The sequence below is a fragment of the Streptomyces sp. NBC_00239 genome (assembly GCF_036194065.1).
Lineage (GTDB): Bacteria > Actinomycetota > Actinomycetes > Streptomycetales > Streptomycetaceae > Streptomyces.
The window spans coordinates 1-15,781 of sequence record NZ_CP108097.1 but is presented as its reverse complement, the minus strand read 5'-3'; the positions used below and the strand labels follow the sequence as shown (position 1 = coordinate 15,781).

At 71.1% G+C, this 15,781-nt stretch carries 17 protein-coding genes; 7 read left to right on the top strand and 10 right to left on the bottom strand.

Features of this window, described 5'->3' with window-relative positions; translation table 11 throughout:
* Positions 1–249 precede the first annotated feature (249 nt).
* Positions 250–1,803 carry an FAD-binding oxidoreductase gene (locus tag OG764_RS39490; RefSeq protein WP_328973653.1) on the top strand — a complete coding sequence of 518 codons (1,554 nt, stop codon included), beginning with the start codon at positions 250–252 and terminating at the stop codon, positions 1,801–1,803.
* Between the two features lie 133 nt (positions 1,804–1,936).
* On the opposite strand, the gene OG764_RS39485 is transcribed toward OG764_RS39490, so the two are convergent.
* Positions 1,937–2,551, bottom strand: coding sequence for a TIGR03086 family metal-binding protein (locus tag OG764_RS39485; RefSeq protein WP_328973652.1), 615 nt, complete (start codon positions 2,549–2,551; stop codon positions 1,937–1,939).
* 110 nt (positions 2,552–2,661) lie between these two features.
* Between OG764_RS39485 and OG764_RS39480 the strand changes: the two genes are divergently transcribed.
* The 4 genes from OG764_RS39480 (at position 2,662) to sigJ (ending at position 6,618) form a co-directional block, all read left to right on the top strand.
* On the top strand, positions 2,662–3,957 hold the full coding sequence (locus OG764_RS39480; protein ID WP_328973651.1) for a helix-turn-helix transcriptional regulator: 1,296 nt from the start codon (positions 2,662–2,664) through the stop codon (positions 3,955–3,957).
* Between the two features lie 20 nt (positions 3,958–3,977).
* Complete coding sequence (locus OG764_RS39475; RefSeq protein ID WP_328973874.1) at positions 3,978–4,823, top strand: SDR family oxidoreductase; 846 nt, start codon at positions 3,978–3,980, stop codon at positions 4,821–4,823.
* Positions 4,824–5,035: 212 nt separating this feature from the next.
* Positions 5,036–5,599 carry a hypothetical protein gene (locus OG764_RS39470; RefSeq protein WP_328973650.1) on the top strand — a complete coding sequence of 188 codons (564 nt, stop codon included), beginning with the start codon at positions 5,036–5,038 and terminating at the stop codon, positions 5,597–5,599.
* A 152-nt stretch (positions 5,600–5,751) separates the two neighbouring features.
* Entirely contained in the window at positions 5,752–6,618 is an 867-nt protein-coding gene (gene sigJ / locus OG764_RS39465; RefSeq protein ID WP_328973649.1) for an RNA polymerase sigma factor SigJ, read from the top strand.
* 327 nt (positions 6,619–6,945) lie between these two features.
* Here sigJ and OG764_RS39460 read toward each other — a convergent pair whose 3' ends face one another.
* The 3 genes from OG764_RS39460 to cpt all read right to left on the bottom strand — a co-directional run bounded on the left by OG764_RS39460 (position 6,946) and on the right by cpt (position 8,326).
* Positions 6,946–7,368, bottom strand: coding sequence for a PIN domain nuclease (locus OG764_RS39460; RefSeq protein WP_328973648.1), 423 nt, complete (start codon positions 7,366–7,368; stop codon positions 6,946–6,948).
* Entirely contained in the window at positions 7,365–7,580 is a 216-nt protein-coding gene (locus OG764_RS39455; protein ID WP_030031568.1) for a type II toxin-antitoxin system VapB family antitoxin, read from the bottom strand. Before OG764_RS39455 ends, OG764_RS39460 begins: the two co-directional genes overlap by 4 nt.
* 200 nt (positions 7,581–7,780) lie before the next feature.
* Positions 7,781–8,326, bottom strand: a complete 546-nt coding sequence (gene cpt, locus OG764_RS39450; RefSeq protein ID WP_328973647.1) for a chloramphenicol phosphotransferase CPT — start codon at positions 8,324–8,326, stop codon at positions 7,781–7,783.
* 162 nt (positions 8,327–8,488) lie between these two features.
* On the opposite strand from cpt, the gene OG764_RS39445 reads away from it, so the two are divergent.
* A complete protein-coding gene (locus OG764_RS39445; protein WP_328973646.1) occupies positions 8,489–8,836 on the top strand; it encodes a DoxX family protein in 348 nt (115 codons plus the stop codon).
* Between the two features lie 85 nt (positions 8,837–8,921).
* On the opposite strand, the gene OG764_RS39440 is transcribed toward OG764_RS39445, so the two are convergent.
* From OG764_RS39440 to OG764_RS39430, 3 genes are all read right to left on the bottom strand, one after another.
* A complete protein-coding gene (locus tag OG764_RS39440; RefSeq protein WP_328973645.1) occupies positions 8,922–9,530 on the bottom strand; it encodes a dihydrofolate reductase family protein in 609 nt (202 codons plus the stop codon).
* Positions 9,531–9,650: 120 nt separating this feature from the next.
* Positions 9,651–10,697: a S66 peptidase family protein gene (locus OG764_RS39435; RefSeq protein ID WP_328973644.1), complete on the bottom strand. Its 1,047-nt coding sequence runs from the start codon at positions 10,695–10,697 to the stop codon at positions 9,651–9,653.
* A gap of 65 nt (positions 10,698–10,762) precedes the next feature.
* The gene (locus tag OG764_RS39430; protein ID WP_328973643.1) at positions 10,763–11,632 is read right to left on the bottom strand and encodes an NAD(P)-dependent oxidoreductase; all 870 of its coding nucleotides are present in this window, start codon (positions 11,630–11,632) and stop codon (positions 10,763–10,765) included.
* Positions 11,633–11,746: 114 nt separating this feature from the next.
* Between OG764_RS39430 and OG764_RS39425 the strand changes: the two genes are divergently transcribed.
* Positions 11,747–12,337, top strand: coding sequence for a TetR/AcrR family transcriptional regulator (locus OG764_RS39425; protein ID WP_328973642.1), 591 nt, complete (start codon positions 11,747–11,749; stop codon positions 12,335–12,337).
* A gap of 12 nt (positions 12,338–12,349) precedes the next feature.
* Here the strand turns inward: OG764_RS39425 and OG764_RS39420 are convergent, their stop codons facing one another.
* The 3 genes from OG764_RS39420 to OG764_RS39410 form a co-directional block, all read right to left on the bottom strand.
* Positions 12,350–12,979, bottom strand: a complete 630-nt coding sequence (locus tag OG764_RS39420; RefSeq protein WP_328973641.1) for a hypothetical protein — start codon at positions 12,977–12,979, stop codon at positions 12,350–12,352.
* Positions 12,980–13,835: 856 nt separating this feature from the next.
* On the bottom strand, positions 13,836–14,078 hold the full coding sequence (locus OG764_RS39415) for a hypothetical protein (protein WP_328973640.1): 243 nt from the start codon (positions 14,076–14,078) through the stop codon (positions 13,836–13,838).
* Between the two features lie 416 nt (positions 14,079–14,494).
* A complete protein-coding gene (locus OG764_RS39410; RefSeq protein WP_328973639.1) occupies positions 14,495–14,668 on the bottom strand; it encodes a hypothetical protein in 174 nt (57 codons plus the stop codon).
* Positions 14,669–15,781: the final 1,113 nt, after the last annotated feature.

The following is a 15,781-nucleotide window of genomic DNA, read 5'->3' as shown; positions in this document are numbered from 1 at the left end:
TGACCCGGACCGGGCCCCCGGTCACGGGCCGGGGTCCGGACCCGGACGGGGGTCCGTACCCCGGCCCGGCAAGACGGGATCCGGGCCCACGGGCCCGGACACCCCGCCGGCGCCGCCCCGCGGCGGGCCGCACTGCCTTCCCCCGGGGCAGCCCGCCCCGCCGCGGGGCCGCGCGCCACACCCCGCAACCCGACACCCACCACCCCGCCACGCACACCGCATCCGCTACCTCGACCCATGGGACAACCCGTGATCACTCGCAGAGCACTCCTCGGCGCGGGCTCGGCCGCCGTCGGCCTCGCCGCCCTGCCCACCGCCGCCACGGCCACGGCCACCGCCACGGCCGCGGACGCGACGGGCACCCTCTACACCCCCTGGGGCCAGCTCGCCCGCAACCTCCAGGGCCAGCTCGTCCTGCCCGCCGACCCCACCTACGGCGTCGCCAAGCAGCTCGAACTCGCCCAGTTCGACTCCGCCAACCCGCGCGGCGTCGCGTACTGCACCAGCGCGGCCGACGTCTCCGTCGCCCTCCGCTTCGCCCGCGACAACTGCCTGCCCGCAGCCGTCCGCAGCGGCGGCCACAGCTTCGGCGGCTACTCGACCACCCGCGGCCTGATCATCGACGTGTCCCGCCTCAACGGCATCGCCGTCGCCCCCGGCAGCGGATCCGTCAACATCGGCCCCGGCGCCAAGAACGTCGACATCCTCAATGCCCTCGCCCCGCACGGCCTCGTCGTCAGCGAGGGCGGCTGCCCGACCGTCGCCGCCGGCGGCTTCCTCCAGGGCGGCGGCTACGGCTTCCTGACCCGCCCCATGGGCATGGCCTGCGACGCCGTCACCTCGGCCGAGGTGGTCCTCGCCGACGGCCGCATCGTCACCGCGTCCCCGACCACGCGCAGCGACCTGTTCTGGGCCATCCGAGGAGGCGGCGGCGGCAACTTCGGCGTGGTCACCCGCTTCACCGTCACCCCGCACGTGGGCGACCAGATGGCCATCACCAACCTGATCTTCCCGTACGACCGCGCGGCCGACGTCCTCGACGCCGCCACCCGCTGGCTCGTCGACGCCCCCCGCACCATCGGCGGCGGCGGCTACGTCGTCCAGCCCGACGCCGCCCCCGGCTCGGTGCCCAACGTCAACATCATGCTCGCCTCCCGCGGCACCCCGGCCGAACTGGCCACCGAGGCCGCCCGCCTGATCTCCATGACCGGCGCCCCGCTGGCCCGCCAGGACGCCGTCCTGACGTACCAGCAGCTCATGATGATGATCTTCGGCTGCTCCACGCTCACCCTCGACCAGTGCCAGCGCTCGCAGAAGTCCCCGGCCGGCGTGCTCACCCGCCCCGAGTTCGGCCTGGAGCGCACCCGCCTGGCGAGCGCCCCGTACGCGGGCGGCGGCTGGGCCGACGTGATGTCCGCGTTCGACGCCGACCGCCGGGCCGGCCAGGCCCGCTACCTCGACCTGCACTTCTTCGGCGGCGCCGCCAACGACCTGGCGCGCACCGACACCGCGTACGTGCACCGCGACTCGCTGTTCTCCGTGAACTACCGGGTCCTGATCAACGACCCCCAGCAGGTCACCGCCGAGGCCAAGGCGGTCGCCACGACCTGGGTCGACAACGGCTTCGCCGCCGTCGACCCGCACTCCAACGGCGAGACGTACCAGAACTGGATGGACCCGGCCCTCACGGACTGGAAGCAGTCGTACTACGCCGAGAACTACTCCCGGCTGGCCACCATCAAGGCCAAGTACGACCCGTACCGGTTCTTCGACTTCGCCCAGTCCATCGGCTCGGCCGGCTGACCGTACGCACGGACGCGCGCCGCGGGTAGCCACGCACGTACGCGTGGCCGCCCGCCCGCCCGCACGCGCACGCGACGGGGGGCCGCCGTCCACCTCGGACGACGGCCCCCCGGCCGGGCGACATCCGTATCCGTCAGGGACGACGCCCGTACCAACCCACCAGCTTGTCGATGTCGGGAGCATCCTCGTGAACCTCCACCACCGGACCGAACGGAACCGGGCCGCCACGCGGCTCGGCCGGCACGGCACGGTGCATGTTCGCGAGCGGCGCGGCCAGCATCTCGGGGTCCCACTCCGGGTTCTTCCCGGTGGCCTTGGCCAGGTCCCACGTGTGCAGCACGAACTCGTTGGTGTAGATCACCGAGGCGATCACCCCGGGCACCGGGCCCCAGGGCAGGCCGATCTGACGGCCCAGCACCGACGGGTCGGACCACACCGCGTCGAACTCCTTCGCGGCGACGGCCCACGCCTCGGCCCAGTCGCCGTCGGCGACGTCCTCGGCGAAGTGCGGAACGCTGGCGAACGACCCGCCGGAACCCATCACGGTGACCCGGCGCAGCACCGACACCAGGTGGTTGGCCATGTCCCGGGCCGAGTAGTCCGGACACGGGGTGACCAGGTCGTACTGGTCGGGACGGACCGCGGCCAGCACCTGGCCGGTCAGTCCGACGATCTTGAAAAGGCCGCCGCGGGGGTCAGCGGTCGGAGGCGTGGCAGGGGAGCCGGAGGCATGCGCATTCTCGGTCATGCACTCATCTTCCCCTCAAAAGAGGTCATCTCATGGCCTATTAGGAATATTAGAAATACTGGAAATAACAGGTACGAGATCACCGGAGATTCCGGCGAGGGGGGAACACCGTGAAGGCCGACCGGCTGGTCGCGACCCTGCTCTTCCTCCAGGCCCGCGGCCGCGTGACCGTACGCGAGGTCGCCACCGAACTGGAGGTCTCCGAACGCACCGCCCGCCGCGACCTCGAAGCCCTCACCACCGCCGGCGTGCCGGTCTACTCCCGGCGGGGACGCGGCGGCGGCTGGAGCCTGGTCGGCGGCGCCCGCACCGACCTCACCGGCTTCACCGAAAGCGAGATCGGCGCCCTGTTCCTGGCCGCCGGCCCCCTCTCCGCCTTCCCGGAGTTGCGCACCGCCCTGCGCAAACTCATCCGCGCCGTCCCGGCCCCCCTGCGCCCCCACGCCGAAAACGCCAGCAAATCGATGCTGGTCGACGGCCTGGACACCACCCACACCACCGGCGGCCCCCACCACGAGGCGCTACGCCAGGCCGTCCTCAACCGCCGCCGCGTCCACATCACGACGACGACGGCAACGGAATCGACAACGACCGAGCCGGCAGCGCCAACGGGGACCGGACTGCCAACAGGTACCGGACTGCCAACGGGGACCGGACCGTCAACAGGTACCGGACTGCCAACGGGGACCGGACCGTCAACAGGTACCGGACCGTCAACGGGGACCGGACCGTCAACAGGTACCGGGCCGTCAACGGGGACCGGACCGTCAACAGGTACCGGGCCGCCAACGGAGACGGGGCCGGCAACGCATACGGTCGACCCCCTCGGCCTCGTGTCCAAGGCCGGCACCTGGTACCTCGTCGCCGCAGGCGACAACGGCCTGCACGCCATCCGCCACACCGAGGTCACCTCCGTCACCCCCACCGGCGAACCCGCCCGCCGTCCCGCCGACTTCGACCTGGCGGCCGCCTGGCACATCCTGGCCGCCGCCGAGGAGCAACGCCGCCGCGCGGCCACCGTGTACGCCGCGGCCGACCGCGAAGCGGTCCCCGCCCTGCGCGAAGCGCTCGGCACCCGGCTGCGCACCGCATCCGTACGCCCCGACGGGCGCCTGGACATCGAGGCCGACGGCCCGTCCCTCGATGTGCTCGCCGCCCAACTGGCCGGCTTCGGCGCCCGCGTCGAAGTACTCGGCCCTCCCGAGGCCCGCGCCCGCCTGGCGCGCCTCGGCCACGAACTGTCCGCTGTCCACGGGGACATCCGGGACCGTGACCACGATCGCGATAGTCACTATCCTCTAGGTACCTACTACCTTGAGGATGCTAGCGTCGCTGACATCACGGCGAAGGACACCGTCCGGCCCCCGCGCCGGCGCCCCCGACAGCGGCTGTCCCTTGCACCATGACCCTTGTTGAGGAGCCGTTCATGATTGTCGTCACCGGAGCCACCGGCAACGTAGGCCGTCCGCTCATCGCGACCCTTGCCGCCTCCGGCGCCGAGGTCACCGCCGTCTCGCGCCGCCCCTTCGCCTCCGAACTGCCCGCGGGCGTCCGCCACGTCCAGGCCGACCTCGGCAGCGCCGAGAGCATGGGCGAGGCGCTGACCGGCGCCGACGCCCTGTTCATCCTGCTCGCCGGCGAACTCCTCGCCGGCGGCGAGAGCGCCACCACCCTGCTGAAGGCCGCCGCCGACGCCGGCGTCCGCAAGGTCGTCCTCCTCTCCTCCCAGATCACCGAGACCCGGCCCGACGCCGCCTCCCACCACCGGCTGCGCGAGTTCGAGGAAGCCGTACGCGGCTCCGGCCTCGACTGGACGATCCTGCGCGCCGGCGGCTTCGCCTCCAACGCCTTCGCCTGGGCCGAGTCCGTCCGCGGCCAGCGCACCGTCATGGCCCCGTTCGCCGACGTCGCCCTCCCCGTCGTCGACCCCGCGGACATCGCCGCCGTCGCCGCGGTCGCCCTCAGCGAGGACGGCCACGCCGGCCAGATCTACGAGCTCACCGGCCCGGCCGCAGTCACCCCGCGCGAGCAGGCCGCCGTACTCGCCGAAGTCCTCGGCGAAGACGTCGCCTTCGTCGAGCTGACCCGCGGGCAGGCCCTCGCCCACATGTCCCAGTTCATGCCCCCGCCCATCGCCGACGGCACCCTCGACATCCTCGGCCTCCCCCTCCCCGCCGAACAGCGCGTGAGCCCCGACGTGGAAAAGCTCCTCAACCGCCCCGCCGCCCCCTTCGGAGTCTGGGTGGAACGCAGCCTCCCCGCCTTCAAGTAACCCCCCACAACGCCTCCAATCCCTATCCACCACCAACTTTGAAGCAACCCCACCCCCGCCCAACCTCCAGCTGCGCCAGGGTGCCCACGGCATATCCATCCCCGCCGACGCTCGAGCCGGACCCCGGCCCGAGCGGGCCATTTCCAGCCCCGCCGGCGTTTGAGGCGCGGGGCGGGGCGGAGCCCCGTGGGCACCCCCTCAGCCGCGCCGAGGTGCCCACGGGCAACATCCAGCCCCGCCGGCGTGAGGCGGTCCTCAACCTGAGCGGCCATATCCAGCCCCGCCGGCGTGAGGCGGTCCTCAACCTGAGCGGCCGTATCCAGCCCCGCCGGCGTGAGGCGGTCCTCAACCTGAGCGGCCGTATCCAGCCCCGCCGGCGTGAGGCGGTCCTCAACCTGAGCGGCCGTATCCAGCCCCGCCGGCGTGAGGCGGTCCTCAACCTGAGCGGCCGTATCCAGCCCCGCCGGCGTGAGGCGGTCCTCAACCTGAGCGGCCGTATCCAGCCCCGCCGGCGTGAGGCGGTCCTCAACCTGAGCGGCCGTATCCAGCCCCGCCGGCGTGAGGCGGTCCTCAACCTGAGCGGCCGTATCCAGCCCCGCCGGCGTGAGGCGGTCCTCAACCTGAGCGGCCGTATCCAGCCCCGCCGGCGTGAGGCGGTCCTCAACCTGAGCGGCCGTATCCAGCCCCGCCGGCATGAGGCGGTCCTCAACCTGAGTGGGCCATATCCAGCCTCGCCGGCGTTTGAGGCGCGGGGCCTGGGGCGGAGCCCCAGCTAACCTCCGCGCACCGTCGACCCCGCCGGCGTGGCAGGTGCCATTTCCAGCCCCGCCGGCGCTTGAGGCGCGGGGTGGGGGCGGACCCCCAAGGCAACCCGGCTCGCCCGAACCCCGCCCGGTCACCCCTCCGTCCGGGGACGGAAAATGCCCCAGTGACAGACCGATTCGAGGAACACCGCCCCCACCTCCGCGCAGTCGCCTACCGCATGCTCGGCTCCCTCGCCGAAGCCGAAGACGCCGTCCAGGAAACCTGGCTCCGCTACCACCGCACCGACACCACCGACGTCGAAAACCTCCCCGGCTGGCTCACCACCGTCGCGGCGCGGATCTGCCTGAACATCCTCCGCACCCGCGAGACCCGCCGCGAGGACCCCCTCGACATCCGCATACCCGACCCCGTCGTCAGCAGCCCCCGCGGCACGGACCCCGAACAGCAGGTCCTCCTCGCCGACTCCGTCGGCCTCGCCCTGCTCGTCGTACTCGAATCCCTCGCACCCGCCGAACGCCTCGCGTTCGTCCTGCACGACATGTTCGCCGTGCCCTTCGACGAGATCGCCCCGATGTTGGAGAAGACCCCGGCGGCCACCCGGCAGCTCGCCAGCCGCGCCCGCCGCCGCGTCCAGGGCCAGGCCCCGTCGCCCGACCCCGACCTCGCCCAACAGCGCAAGGTCGTCGACGCGTTCTTCGCGGCCGCCCGCGACGGCGAGTTCGACGCCCTCGTCTCCGTCCTCGCCCCCGACGTCGTCCTCCGCGCAGACGGCGGCGCCAAGCGCGCCCGCCACACCACCACTCTCACCGGCGCCCAGGCCGTCGGCTCCCAGGCCATCTCCTTCGCCCGCCTGTCCCCGTTCGCCCGCCCGGCCCTCATCAACGGCACCGCGGGCGTCGTCGTCATCGTCAACGGCACCCCGCTCTCCCTCATGTCCTTCACCGTCACCGAAGGCCAGATCACCACCATCGACGTGATCGCCGACCCCGACCGCCTCAAGGCACTGGACCTCACGGTCCTGGACGCGTAAGCGAGTACGGGCCCCCGTAGCGGGTTGCGACGCTGCGGGGGCGTCGGCGGAGGGAAGCGGTCGCGCGTGCGCGGTGGGCTGCCCCTTTTGGCGGAGTCGGGGCGGCCCACCTTCGACTCCCTTCCGGATAGGCACGCGGCGTTGCCGCCGAGGCCCGCCCTCCCGGGCGAACACCCCCCACCAGATCGCTACGCGCTTCTCCCAACTCGGCGGCAGCCGGCCCGGCCCGGGGCCGGACACAAGCACCGTCGGCCTCTACCGTCGGCGTCAGCCGGAACACGCACTCGACCGTCCCCCTGCCGGCCGGCGTGACGGAACTGATCGTGACTACTTACGGCCTTCCGGGCCGTACCACTGGAGTGGCTGGCCGGTTACCGCGGCGATGCACTCGAAGTCGTGGTCACAGTGCAGGAGGGTGAGTCCCTGCAACTCGGCGGTCGCGGCGACGACGAGATCCACTGCACCGGCGCTGCGGTGCTTGCCCTGTTTGGTGAGGGCCTCCTGGACCTGCCAGGCCCGGCCGTAGGCACGGTCGTCGACCGGGACCCAGCCGAAGATCAGGCGGATGTCCTCGATACCGCGTGCCCGGTCGGCGTCCGATCGGGCGCTGTAGAAGAACTCCAGCTCCGTGATGGGGCACGTGGCGATCAGGCCGGCGGCCGCTGCCTGGTCCCAGCCGTATTGCTCGGCGTCGCCCCGCATGAAGCGGGCGAGGGCGCTGGTGTCGATCAGGTAGAGAGCGGCGTTCACCGTCGGTAGTTCCGCTTGTCCTCGAAGAGTGTCAGATCGAACGCGCCTTCGTCGGCTGCGGCGCGCAGGCGAGTCAGAGCCAGCGCACGACGCCTGTTCTCCAGTACCTCGCGCAGGGCGGTGTTGACCGTCTCCTTCTTGGTGCTGGTTCCCAGGGCCTTGGCCACGTCCGCGAGCAGCTCGTCATCGAGGTCGATCACCGTACGGCTCATTGTCCACCTCATTGATATCAAGTATGGAGGCAAGTATATCTCTCATGCTTCACGCACGCCGTGGAACGGATGGGCTCGGGCCGCGGCTGCGGGGCTGAGCCGGCACCACGGAGACTCGTCGACGGTCGCGCGTCCGACCGGCAAATCGCCGATCCACCTGTGCCGACCCGCACACCTGTCCGCCAAGCGCAGTGGACCGCTCAGCCGGCCCGCCCCGCGACCCGCCCCGCAATGACCCGCGCGCACTCCAGCGCCTCCGCCCGCCCCGTGTCCACCTCCAGGTCGTAGACGACACCCCGGTGGACCAGCTCCGCCTGGGACGCGGCCATCCCGGCGATACGGTCGCCCCGCGCCACCTCGCGCCCCGCGGCGATCTCGCCGTCGCACCGCACGCCCACCCACAGCACCCCCAGCCCGCCCAGGGCTGCGCGCCACCGCTCCTGCGAGTCCGGCCCGCCCAGGAACACCTCGTCGACGATCACCCGCGCGCCCGCCCGCGCCATCGCGGCGACCCCCGCGATCCAGGCCGCCTCCAGCGTCCGGAACTCCGGCCCGACGACGACCTCGCCGTCCGCCGAGAACTCGATCCCGTCATCCGAGGCCTGCATGGAAGCCGGCATCGCATCCACCAGAGTGTCCGTCCCGAGAGCCAGCCAAGGATCCGGCAACACCGCCTGCAGACACCGCGCGATCCCGGACTTCCCCGAGCTGGACCCACCGTTGAGAACGATCACCTGAGTGGTCATCTGAGTACTCATCACCGCACCACCGTAGGAGCCGCGCGACACCGCCCCAAAAGAATTTCCGGCGAGCGGTCACACTCGTCCGCCGCGCCGGGTCAAGGGGGTGAAGGTCGCAGCGAACCGGCCGGGGCAAGCACCCCAGGCCGCCACCGAAGGAGCCGGCAGATGTCCACCACCGCCACCGTCGTCACCGTCATCGCCGCCGCCATGGCCGGGTTCTCGGCCTACGCCGCCCTGTCGCGCGCGCAGTGGGTCATCGACTCGTTCATCGCCTACCGGGTCCCGCAGGCCTGGTGGATGCCGCTCGGCCTGGCGAAGGCCGCCGGAGCCGTAGGCCTCCTGGTCGGCCTCTTCGTCCCGGTCATCGGCATCCTGGCCGCCATCGGCCTCATCCTCTACTTCGCCGGCGCGGTCATCACCGTCATCCGCGCCCGCTCGTACGGACACATCCCGTTCCCGCTGGTCTACATGGCCCCCGTCGTCGGCGCCCTCGCCCTCGGCTTCCCGGCCTGAACGCCCCCGAGCACCACAGGCGGTACGGAACGGCCGACGGCCGGCCCCCACCACAGGGGGCCGACCGTCAGACCACGCGCCGCCGCTACGCCTGGGGAGCGGCCGCCGCAGCCACCGGCCGGTACGTGCACACGTGCACGCCCGTGTCACTGGTCACGTTGGAGACCAGCTCCAGCGCCTGCAGCCCGCCGCCCTCCGGGAAGATCGACTTACCGCCGCCCAGCAGCACCGGCATGATCATCAGCCGCAGCTCGTCGACCAGGCCCTCGCTCAACAGCGTCCGCACCAGCGTCGGGCTGCCCATGACCACCAGGTCGCCGCCCTCGGCCGCCTGCAGCTCCCGGATCCGCTCCACAGCCCCGTCGCCCGCGATCCGCGTCGTGTTGTTCCACGTCAGCTCGTCGGCGCCCAGCGTCCCCGTCACCACGTACTTCGGCAGCGCGTTCATCTGGTCGGCGAACGGGTCACCCGCCCGCCCCGGCCACGCCGCCGCCATCGTCTGCCACGTACGACGCCCGAAGAGCAGCGCGTCGGCCTTGCTCACGGCGTCCGCGAACGCCCCGCCCACGACCTCCGCGAAGAACGGGTGCGACCAGCCGCCGTGCGCAAAACCGCCATCGGTGTCCTCGTCCGGCCCACCCGGAGCCTGCACGACACCGTCAAGGCTGATGAACTCGCTGATCACGATGCGCATGGGGCTGATTTCCTCTTCCTAGCGGGGACTTACACACCATCAGACCCCCGCGCCCCACAAAACTCATCGCTCCCCCACACCCCAACCCATGTGATCCACGCCACATCATGGAGTGGGTCCTCAGTACGTCACGCTGATCCGCCGCGCCGGCCCGTCCACCCGCACCGCACCACCGAACGGCATCACCACCTGCGGGTCCGTGTGCCCGAAGTCCACGTCGAAGACGGCCATCGTCTCCGGCGCGTACGCGGCCAGCGCCCGCAGCACCGCCTCGCGCTGCTCGCTCCGGTACCGCTCCCGCGCCTCGCGCCCGTTCGGGTGCTCGAACGACCAGCTCTTCGCCCGCGCCATCAGCAGCGCCGGGAACCGGCGGAGCAGCCCGCGCTCGCCCATGTTGCGCAGGATCCTGTACACCTCATCCGCCCGCGGCAGCTCCTCGGACGTCTCCAGCAGCAGCACGCACCCGTCGTAGTCCTCGGCCGACCGGATCTCCCGGTCGGCCATGAGCATCCACGACAGGATCTCCAGGTTCCCGCCCCAGCTGCGCCCCTCGACCACGCGGTCCGCCCGGTGCCAGATCCACCCGTCCGCGGGCTCCGACACCGGCTCGGCCTCGAAGGTCCCCGGATCCGCCCAGTCGCCCTCCACCTCCCCGAACGCCTTCGCCGGCGACAGCTCGTAAAGGACCTCGCGCCCGAACAGCGCCGCCCGCAACGACTCCGCCGTCACCGGATGGATCGCCCCCGGCCGCCCGAACTGCACCATCACCGAGCCCCCGTGGTACCCGACGATCCCCAGGTTCCACAGGAACACCAGCAGGTTCGTGTTGTCGCTGTACCCGAAGAACGGCTTGGGATTGCGGCGCAGCAGCTCGCGGTCGAGGTGCGGCAGCACCGTGATCTGGTCGTCCCCGCCGATGCTGCTGATCACCGCCTTGATCTCCGGATCGGCGAACGCGGCATGGATGTCCGCGGCCCGCTCCGCCGGCGAGGCCCCCATCCGGCGCGTGGTGGCGTACTCGACGGGCTCCAGCCCGAACTCCGCCACCAGCCTGCCGAGCCCCAACTCGTACGGCTGCGGAAACAGCCCCGGCAGCCCCGCCGAAGGAGAAAGGACCGCAACGCGGTCACCGGGCCGGGGCTTGGGCGGATAGCGCAGAGGGTTCATTCCCGCACCCTAGAACGCCCACCGCCACCACCCCCAGCCGATTTCCCGGCGCCGGGGACGAGCCGTCAGGCAGCGTCGGAAAGGATTCCGACGAGCCGCGTGCTGCTCTCCGCCCCGAACCCCGCGTCCATCCCCCGCCGGAAGAGGTCGGCGTGCGCGCCGAGGATCCCCGTGTCGACGCCCGACGCGGCCGCCGTGTGCAGCACGTGCTCCACACTCGCCGCGCACATCGCCAGGCGCTCCGCCGACCCGTCGTAGTCCTCCGCGTCGATCACCGGCCCGGCCCACTCGTAGAACCCGCGCAGGCTGTCCCCCGTGTACCCGGCGTACGGCAGGATGTCCGCCGCCGTCAGCCCGTTCGCCCGCGCGATCGCCACCGCCTGGTAGAAGCCGGTGAACGCGGTCCAGAACATCGTCATGTTGAGCTGGTAGTACAACAGCGCCAGCCCCGGCTCCTCACCCCGGAAGTCCGTACCGCCCAGCACGTCGAGCGCCGCCCGGTGCTGCTCGTACACCTCCCGCGGCCCGCTGATGAAGATCGACGACTCCGGCTTGCCGACCCCACCCGGATTCACATTCACCCCGCCGCTCAGATACGAGGCTCCCCGCGCGCCCGCCCACCCGGCCGCCGCCCGCGCCTTCTCCGGCGTATCGGAAGAGAGATTGACGAGCGTCCGCCCGTCCAACTCGGCCTCGCCGAGCGCCGCGTACAGCGCATCCACATCAATCAGACTCACGACGGTGACCCCGGAAGCGGCCACCGCCTCCGCCGCGGTGGCGGCCCGCCGCGCCCCGCGCTCCACCAGCCCGGCGTCCTTCCCGGCGCTGCGGTTCCACACGGTCACCTCGTACCCGGCGTCCAGATAAGCGGCGGCCATGGCCTGCCCCATGGGACCCAGACCGACGACACTGACGCTGTTCTTGCCCGTGGACATACGTCTCCCCCTGAAGTGAACACTCCGACTAGAACGATCGCTCTAGCGCTCTGGGTGACCGTAGCACGCACTAGAACGAACGCTCTATCCAATTCCGGGGGTAAGATCGTGCCCATGACGCCCGCGACCACCTCCGCCGCTCCCGGCACCCGCGACCGCCTGGTCCGCACCGCCTCCCGCCTCATGCAGCACGGCGGGTACGAGAGCACCCCGGTGAAGCAGCTGGTCAAGGAGGCCGAGGCCACCCTCGGCTCGCTCTACCACTTCTTCCCCGGCGGCAAGCAGGAGCTCGCGGTCGCCGCCATCGCCTTCGGCGACCAGGAGTTCGCCGCCCTCCTCGCACGCGGCCTCGACTCACGCACCGATCCCGCCGAAGCAGTCGAAGCCGTGGCCGTCCTCCTCGCCGAGGCCCTACGGGACTCCACCTGGCTCGACGGCTGCCCGGTGACGGCCACCGCCCTCGAATCGGTCGGCCGCATGCCGGACCTCCAGGCCGCCTGCGCGGTGGCCTTCGCCAACTGGCGCCGCCTGGTCGAGGACAAGCTCCTCGCGAACGGCCTCTCCGAAGACGACGCCCGCGACCTGGCCCTCACCGTCATCAGCACCCTGGAAGGCGCGGAAATGGCCGCCCAGGTCAGCGAAAGCCAGACCCCGCTCCTGGTAGCGGGCCGCCACCTGTCCCGCCTGATCTCCGCGTACGCCTGACGGCCCAGCGGCTCAGCCCTGCCCGGGGAACAACGGCAGGTCGACGTGCCGCACCGTGTACCCGCCCTTCGTCACCGGCGCATACGGCGCCGGCGCCATGCACGTGCCGACCTCCGCGTCCTTCGGCTCCTTCTCACCGTCGGGCAGGAGGTTCACACCGTTCCACGAGAACCCGACCCGGTCACCGGACCGCCCCTCGTCCTTGCCCCCGTCGTACACACTGAACCCGATCCGCTTCCCCACCCAGTCAGGCCCCCCGGCATCCACCCGAGTGATGATCGCCGTCAACGTCGCCGTGCGCGGCCCGGTCACCAGACAGTCGACCTTCCCGTCCGCCGTGACCGTCGTCCCGTTCTCCGCGAAGTAGTGCGACACCTTCACCGTCCCCCACGCATCCGTGGGCAGCCCGGTAGGAATCCCCGGCAACGGCCGGCTGTACGGCACCGCCCGCGCATCAAAGCTGAACGACCGCACATCGTCGTCCTTCGAGTACGGCAACGAAAACTCCGCACTCCCCACCACCCGCGCAACCGAGGCCTTCCCCTCCCGATGCTCGGCAGACGCCCCAGCAGCCGTGACCAACCCGGCAGTAACAGCAATCGCCACAACCAGCCCAGCAGCCTTACGACGCGACACGACCATCACAATCCTCCGAAGAACTTTCAGGGCACCCTGCCTCCCAGGGCCACACCCCCATCCTTCAACCCACCCCCCACCTCACTCATCAACCCCAAGCCCCCACTCCACGGGGCCCGTCTCACCCGCCAGCCGGACCACCCCTCATCCCCGAGGCGGGGCCCCAAGCCCCCCAGGTCGTACACGCTGCCGCGCCGAAGCCGAGCCATTGAGTTCGCAATCGACCCCGCAGAGCCGCATACCCGGACTGGATCACCCGGGCGACCCGCTGACCCTTCGACCGTTCCAGCAGCGCGCCGACCGGGGCCTGCCGGCCTTCGGCGGCCCCACCGAGCTGACGGAACTGCAAGGCGCCCAACACGGCTTCGCCGTCCCGCCTTCCTCACCACCGCCACCTTCTCGACGTCACCGAAAGAGAACAGATTGGCCCGTGACTCACCGGGCGAGGGGAGAACCTCCCCACCCCAGGTCACAGCGCCGCCCCGCCTGAACCTCACCGGTGTGTCCGCGAATCACCAGCGGCAATGCCGGACCTCACCGGCGGACTGACGGCTTGTGAGCCACCAGTAGCAGGCCGTTCTCGGCGCGGTGTGGGGCCGCCGCAGTTGTGGACGGTGATCGGCTGATCACTCGCTTTGTGCTCCATCGGCCAGTCCGGCGCCGGGCGCAGCGGCCGGAGTACTCAGAGGCCTGCCCCGGCCGTTGGCTGCACTGACGACCGGCGGGCGGACCCACCATCACGATCATCTCGTTCACGGCAGCCAATTACGTCGCTCTCGGGTCCTGGCCGTTGTCAGTCGACCGGGCTACTGGGAAACCGCGGATCATGATGGGGAGGAAACCGGTGAGTCTGCCGGTGACGTCACCGGCGCCGAAACAGGTACGGCACCATCAGCGCGGCGTACAGGCCCCCCGTACCGATGGATACCTGTGCCGGGTCGGCCCAGGACGGCGCCAGCCGTACCAGCAGACCTCCGCCGATGGCGAGGACGACGCCGAGCACCGCGATGAGTCCGTCGCGCTGGCGCCGCAGCCGGGTCAGCTGCTGAGCGTTGGTGTCGGCGGTCTCGCTCGTCTCGGTCTGGGCGGACGTGGTGGTGGACATGGTGTTCCTCTCGAAGGTGCCGGCGTTGCGCCGGGGTTGGCCGGGAGCGAGAGCCGCTGTGTGAAGACGGCCGACGGGGGCCGAGATCTCGCGGGTTTCGGTCCTTGATAAGCCCCTAGCAGATTTGTGCCAAAGAACGCTGTTTGTCGCTCCTCGCGAAACACCGCCCGAACTCGTGCCTTGGGGCCCCGTCCTGACCCCCCGTAAGCCGTTCTCCCACCGGACCACCAGCACTCCGATGGGAGAACGGCGGGGATCCTCGACCGGCCTGCTCGCGGTCGGCCTGGTCGTCATTGCGATGCTCACGAACACTTGACCGGGGCGGGTGAAGCGAGTGAGCGGGCTGGTCCACGCATCCGAAGCAGGGGTAGCCCAGGGGGCGCCAGCCCGGCACGGGCAGCGACGCTGGTCTGTGGTCATAGGGCGACCACGACGGCGAGGGTGCCGGCGTAGGCGGCGGCGAATGCGCCGACCACCCCCAGGGGTGCGACGAGCCGCGGGTACCGGTACGTGGCGTACCCGAGGGCGGCCAGGAGCAGCAGGCCGGTGATGACGGCCTGGAGGACGACGAGCAGGGCGAGTCGGGACATGGGGTTCTCCTCATAGGCGGGGCGTGCCGGGTCGGCATGCCGGGTTGTGTGGGCGGGACAGGGGCAACCGTGCGAGTGATCGCGGCCGGGTGCGAGTTCTCGCGAATATTCGTTCCGTGCCTGGTCAGAGGCCCTGGAGAGCGGATTCGCGAGTCCTTGACAGGGCGCTTGCCCGGGGGCGTTCGGCCGTTGTGGGCTGAGGGTGGACCGCGTGAGGGTTAGCCCCGCAAGCCCCCGGCTGCGCACCGGGCTCCCTGATGGAGTGAGTGAGTCGAGTGCGCGGATCCGTGAGGTCCTGGCCCACACCGGACGCAGGGTGCCGAGCGGGTGGGTTAGTGGCGCAAGCCCGTCCGGGACGGTTCGTGCTGAAGCCGGCGGAGGCGTGGCGCCGCGGCAGGGTCCCGGCCGTTCCACCCGGTAGTGGCGGGCGGATTGAATTTCCAGACCTGGCCCCTTAGTCGGGCCGCTCATGGTTTATGCGGGGTGTGCTGGAATTCGATTTCATGGGCTATCAGGACGGTCCATAGATTCCTCCAGACCGACGTATTGAATTCCCTCAGTACATCTGACTGCCTGTCAGGTAGGTGTGTTTTGGTGGTGGGTGGGGTGCGGTGGTGAACAGATGGGGCGCTGTACGCTCTTGTGGGGCTCGTTCTCTGCCCGGTCTGTCCAGGGGTGTTTGCGCAGGTCAGTGGGCTGTAGACAGGCCGTCAGGGCCGTTCTGGGGTATACGTGTTGGGCCCGCCAGGGGAGGTGTCCGCACAGTGCCGCCCCTTCCTCTGCTGCCATCCGGGCCCGCTTCGCGGGCCAAGGCCGCGCAGCGGCCGCCCCGGGCGCAGCGAAGCGGAGCCCGCCCCCGGGAAGCCGCGAAGCGGATTCCCCCAGGTCAGAGAGCGAAGCGAACAGACCTGAGGCCTAAGCGAAGCGCAGGCCTTACCGGCCCGAAGGGCCGGCCACCGAGCGCAGCGAGGTGGATTACCTCCAGACCGCGCAGCGGTCTGGGACCCGCCCACCGAGCGCAGCGAGGTGGCTCCCTGGCCCCCCGCGAAGCGGGGGGCCTCCCGGCCGAGCGCAGCGAGGCCGTTCTCTCCTGAGCGCGCAGCGCTCAGGTAC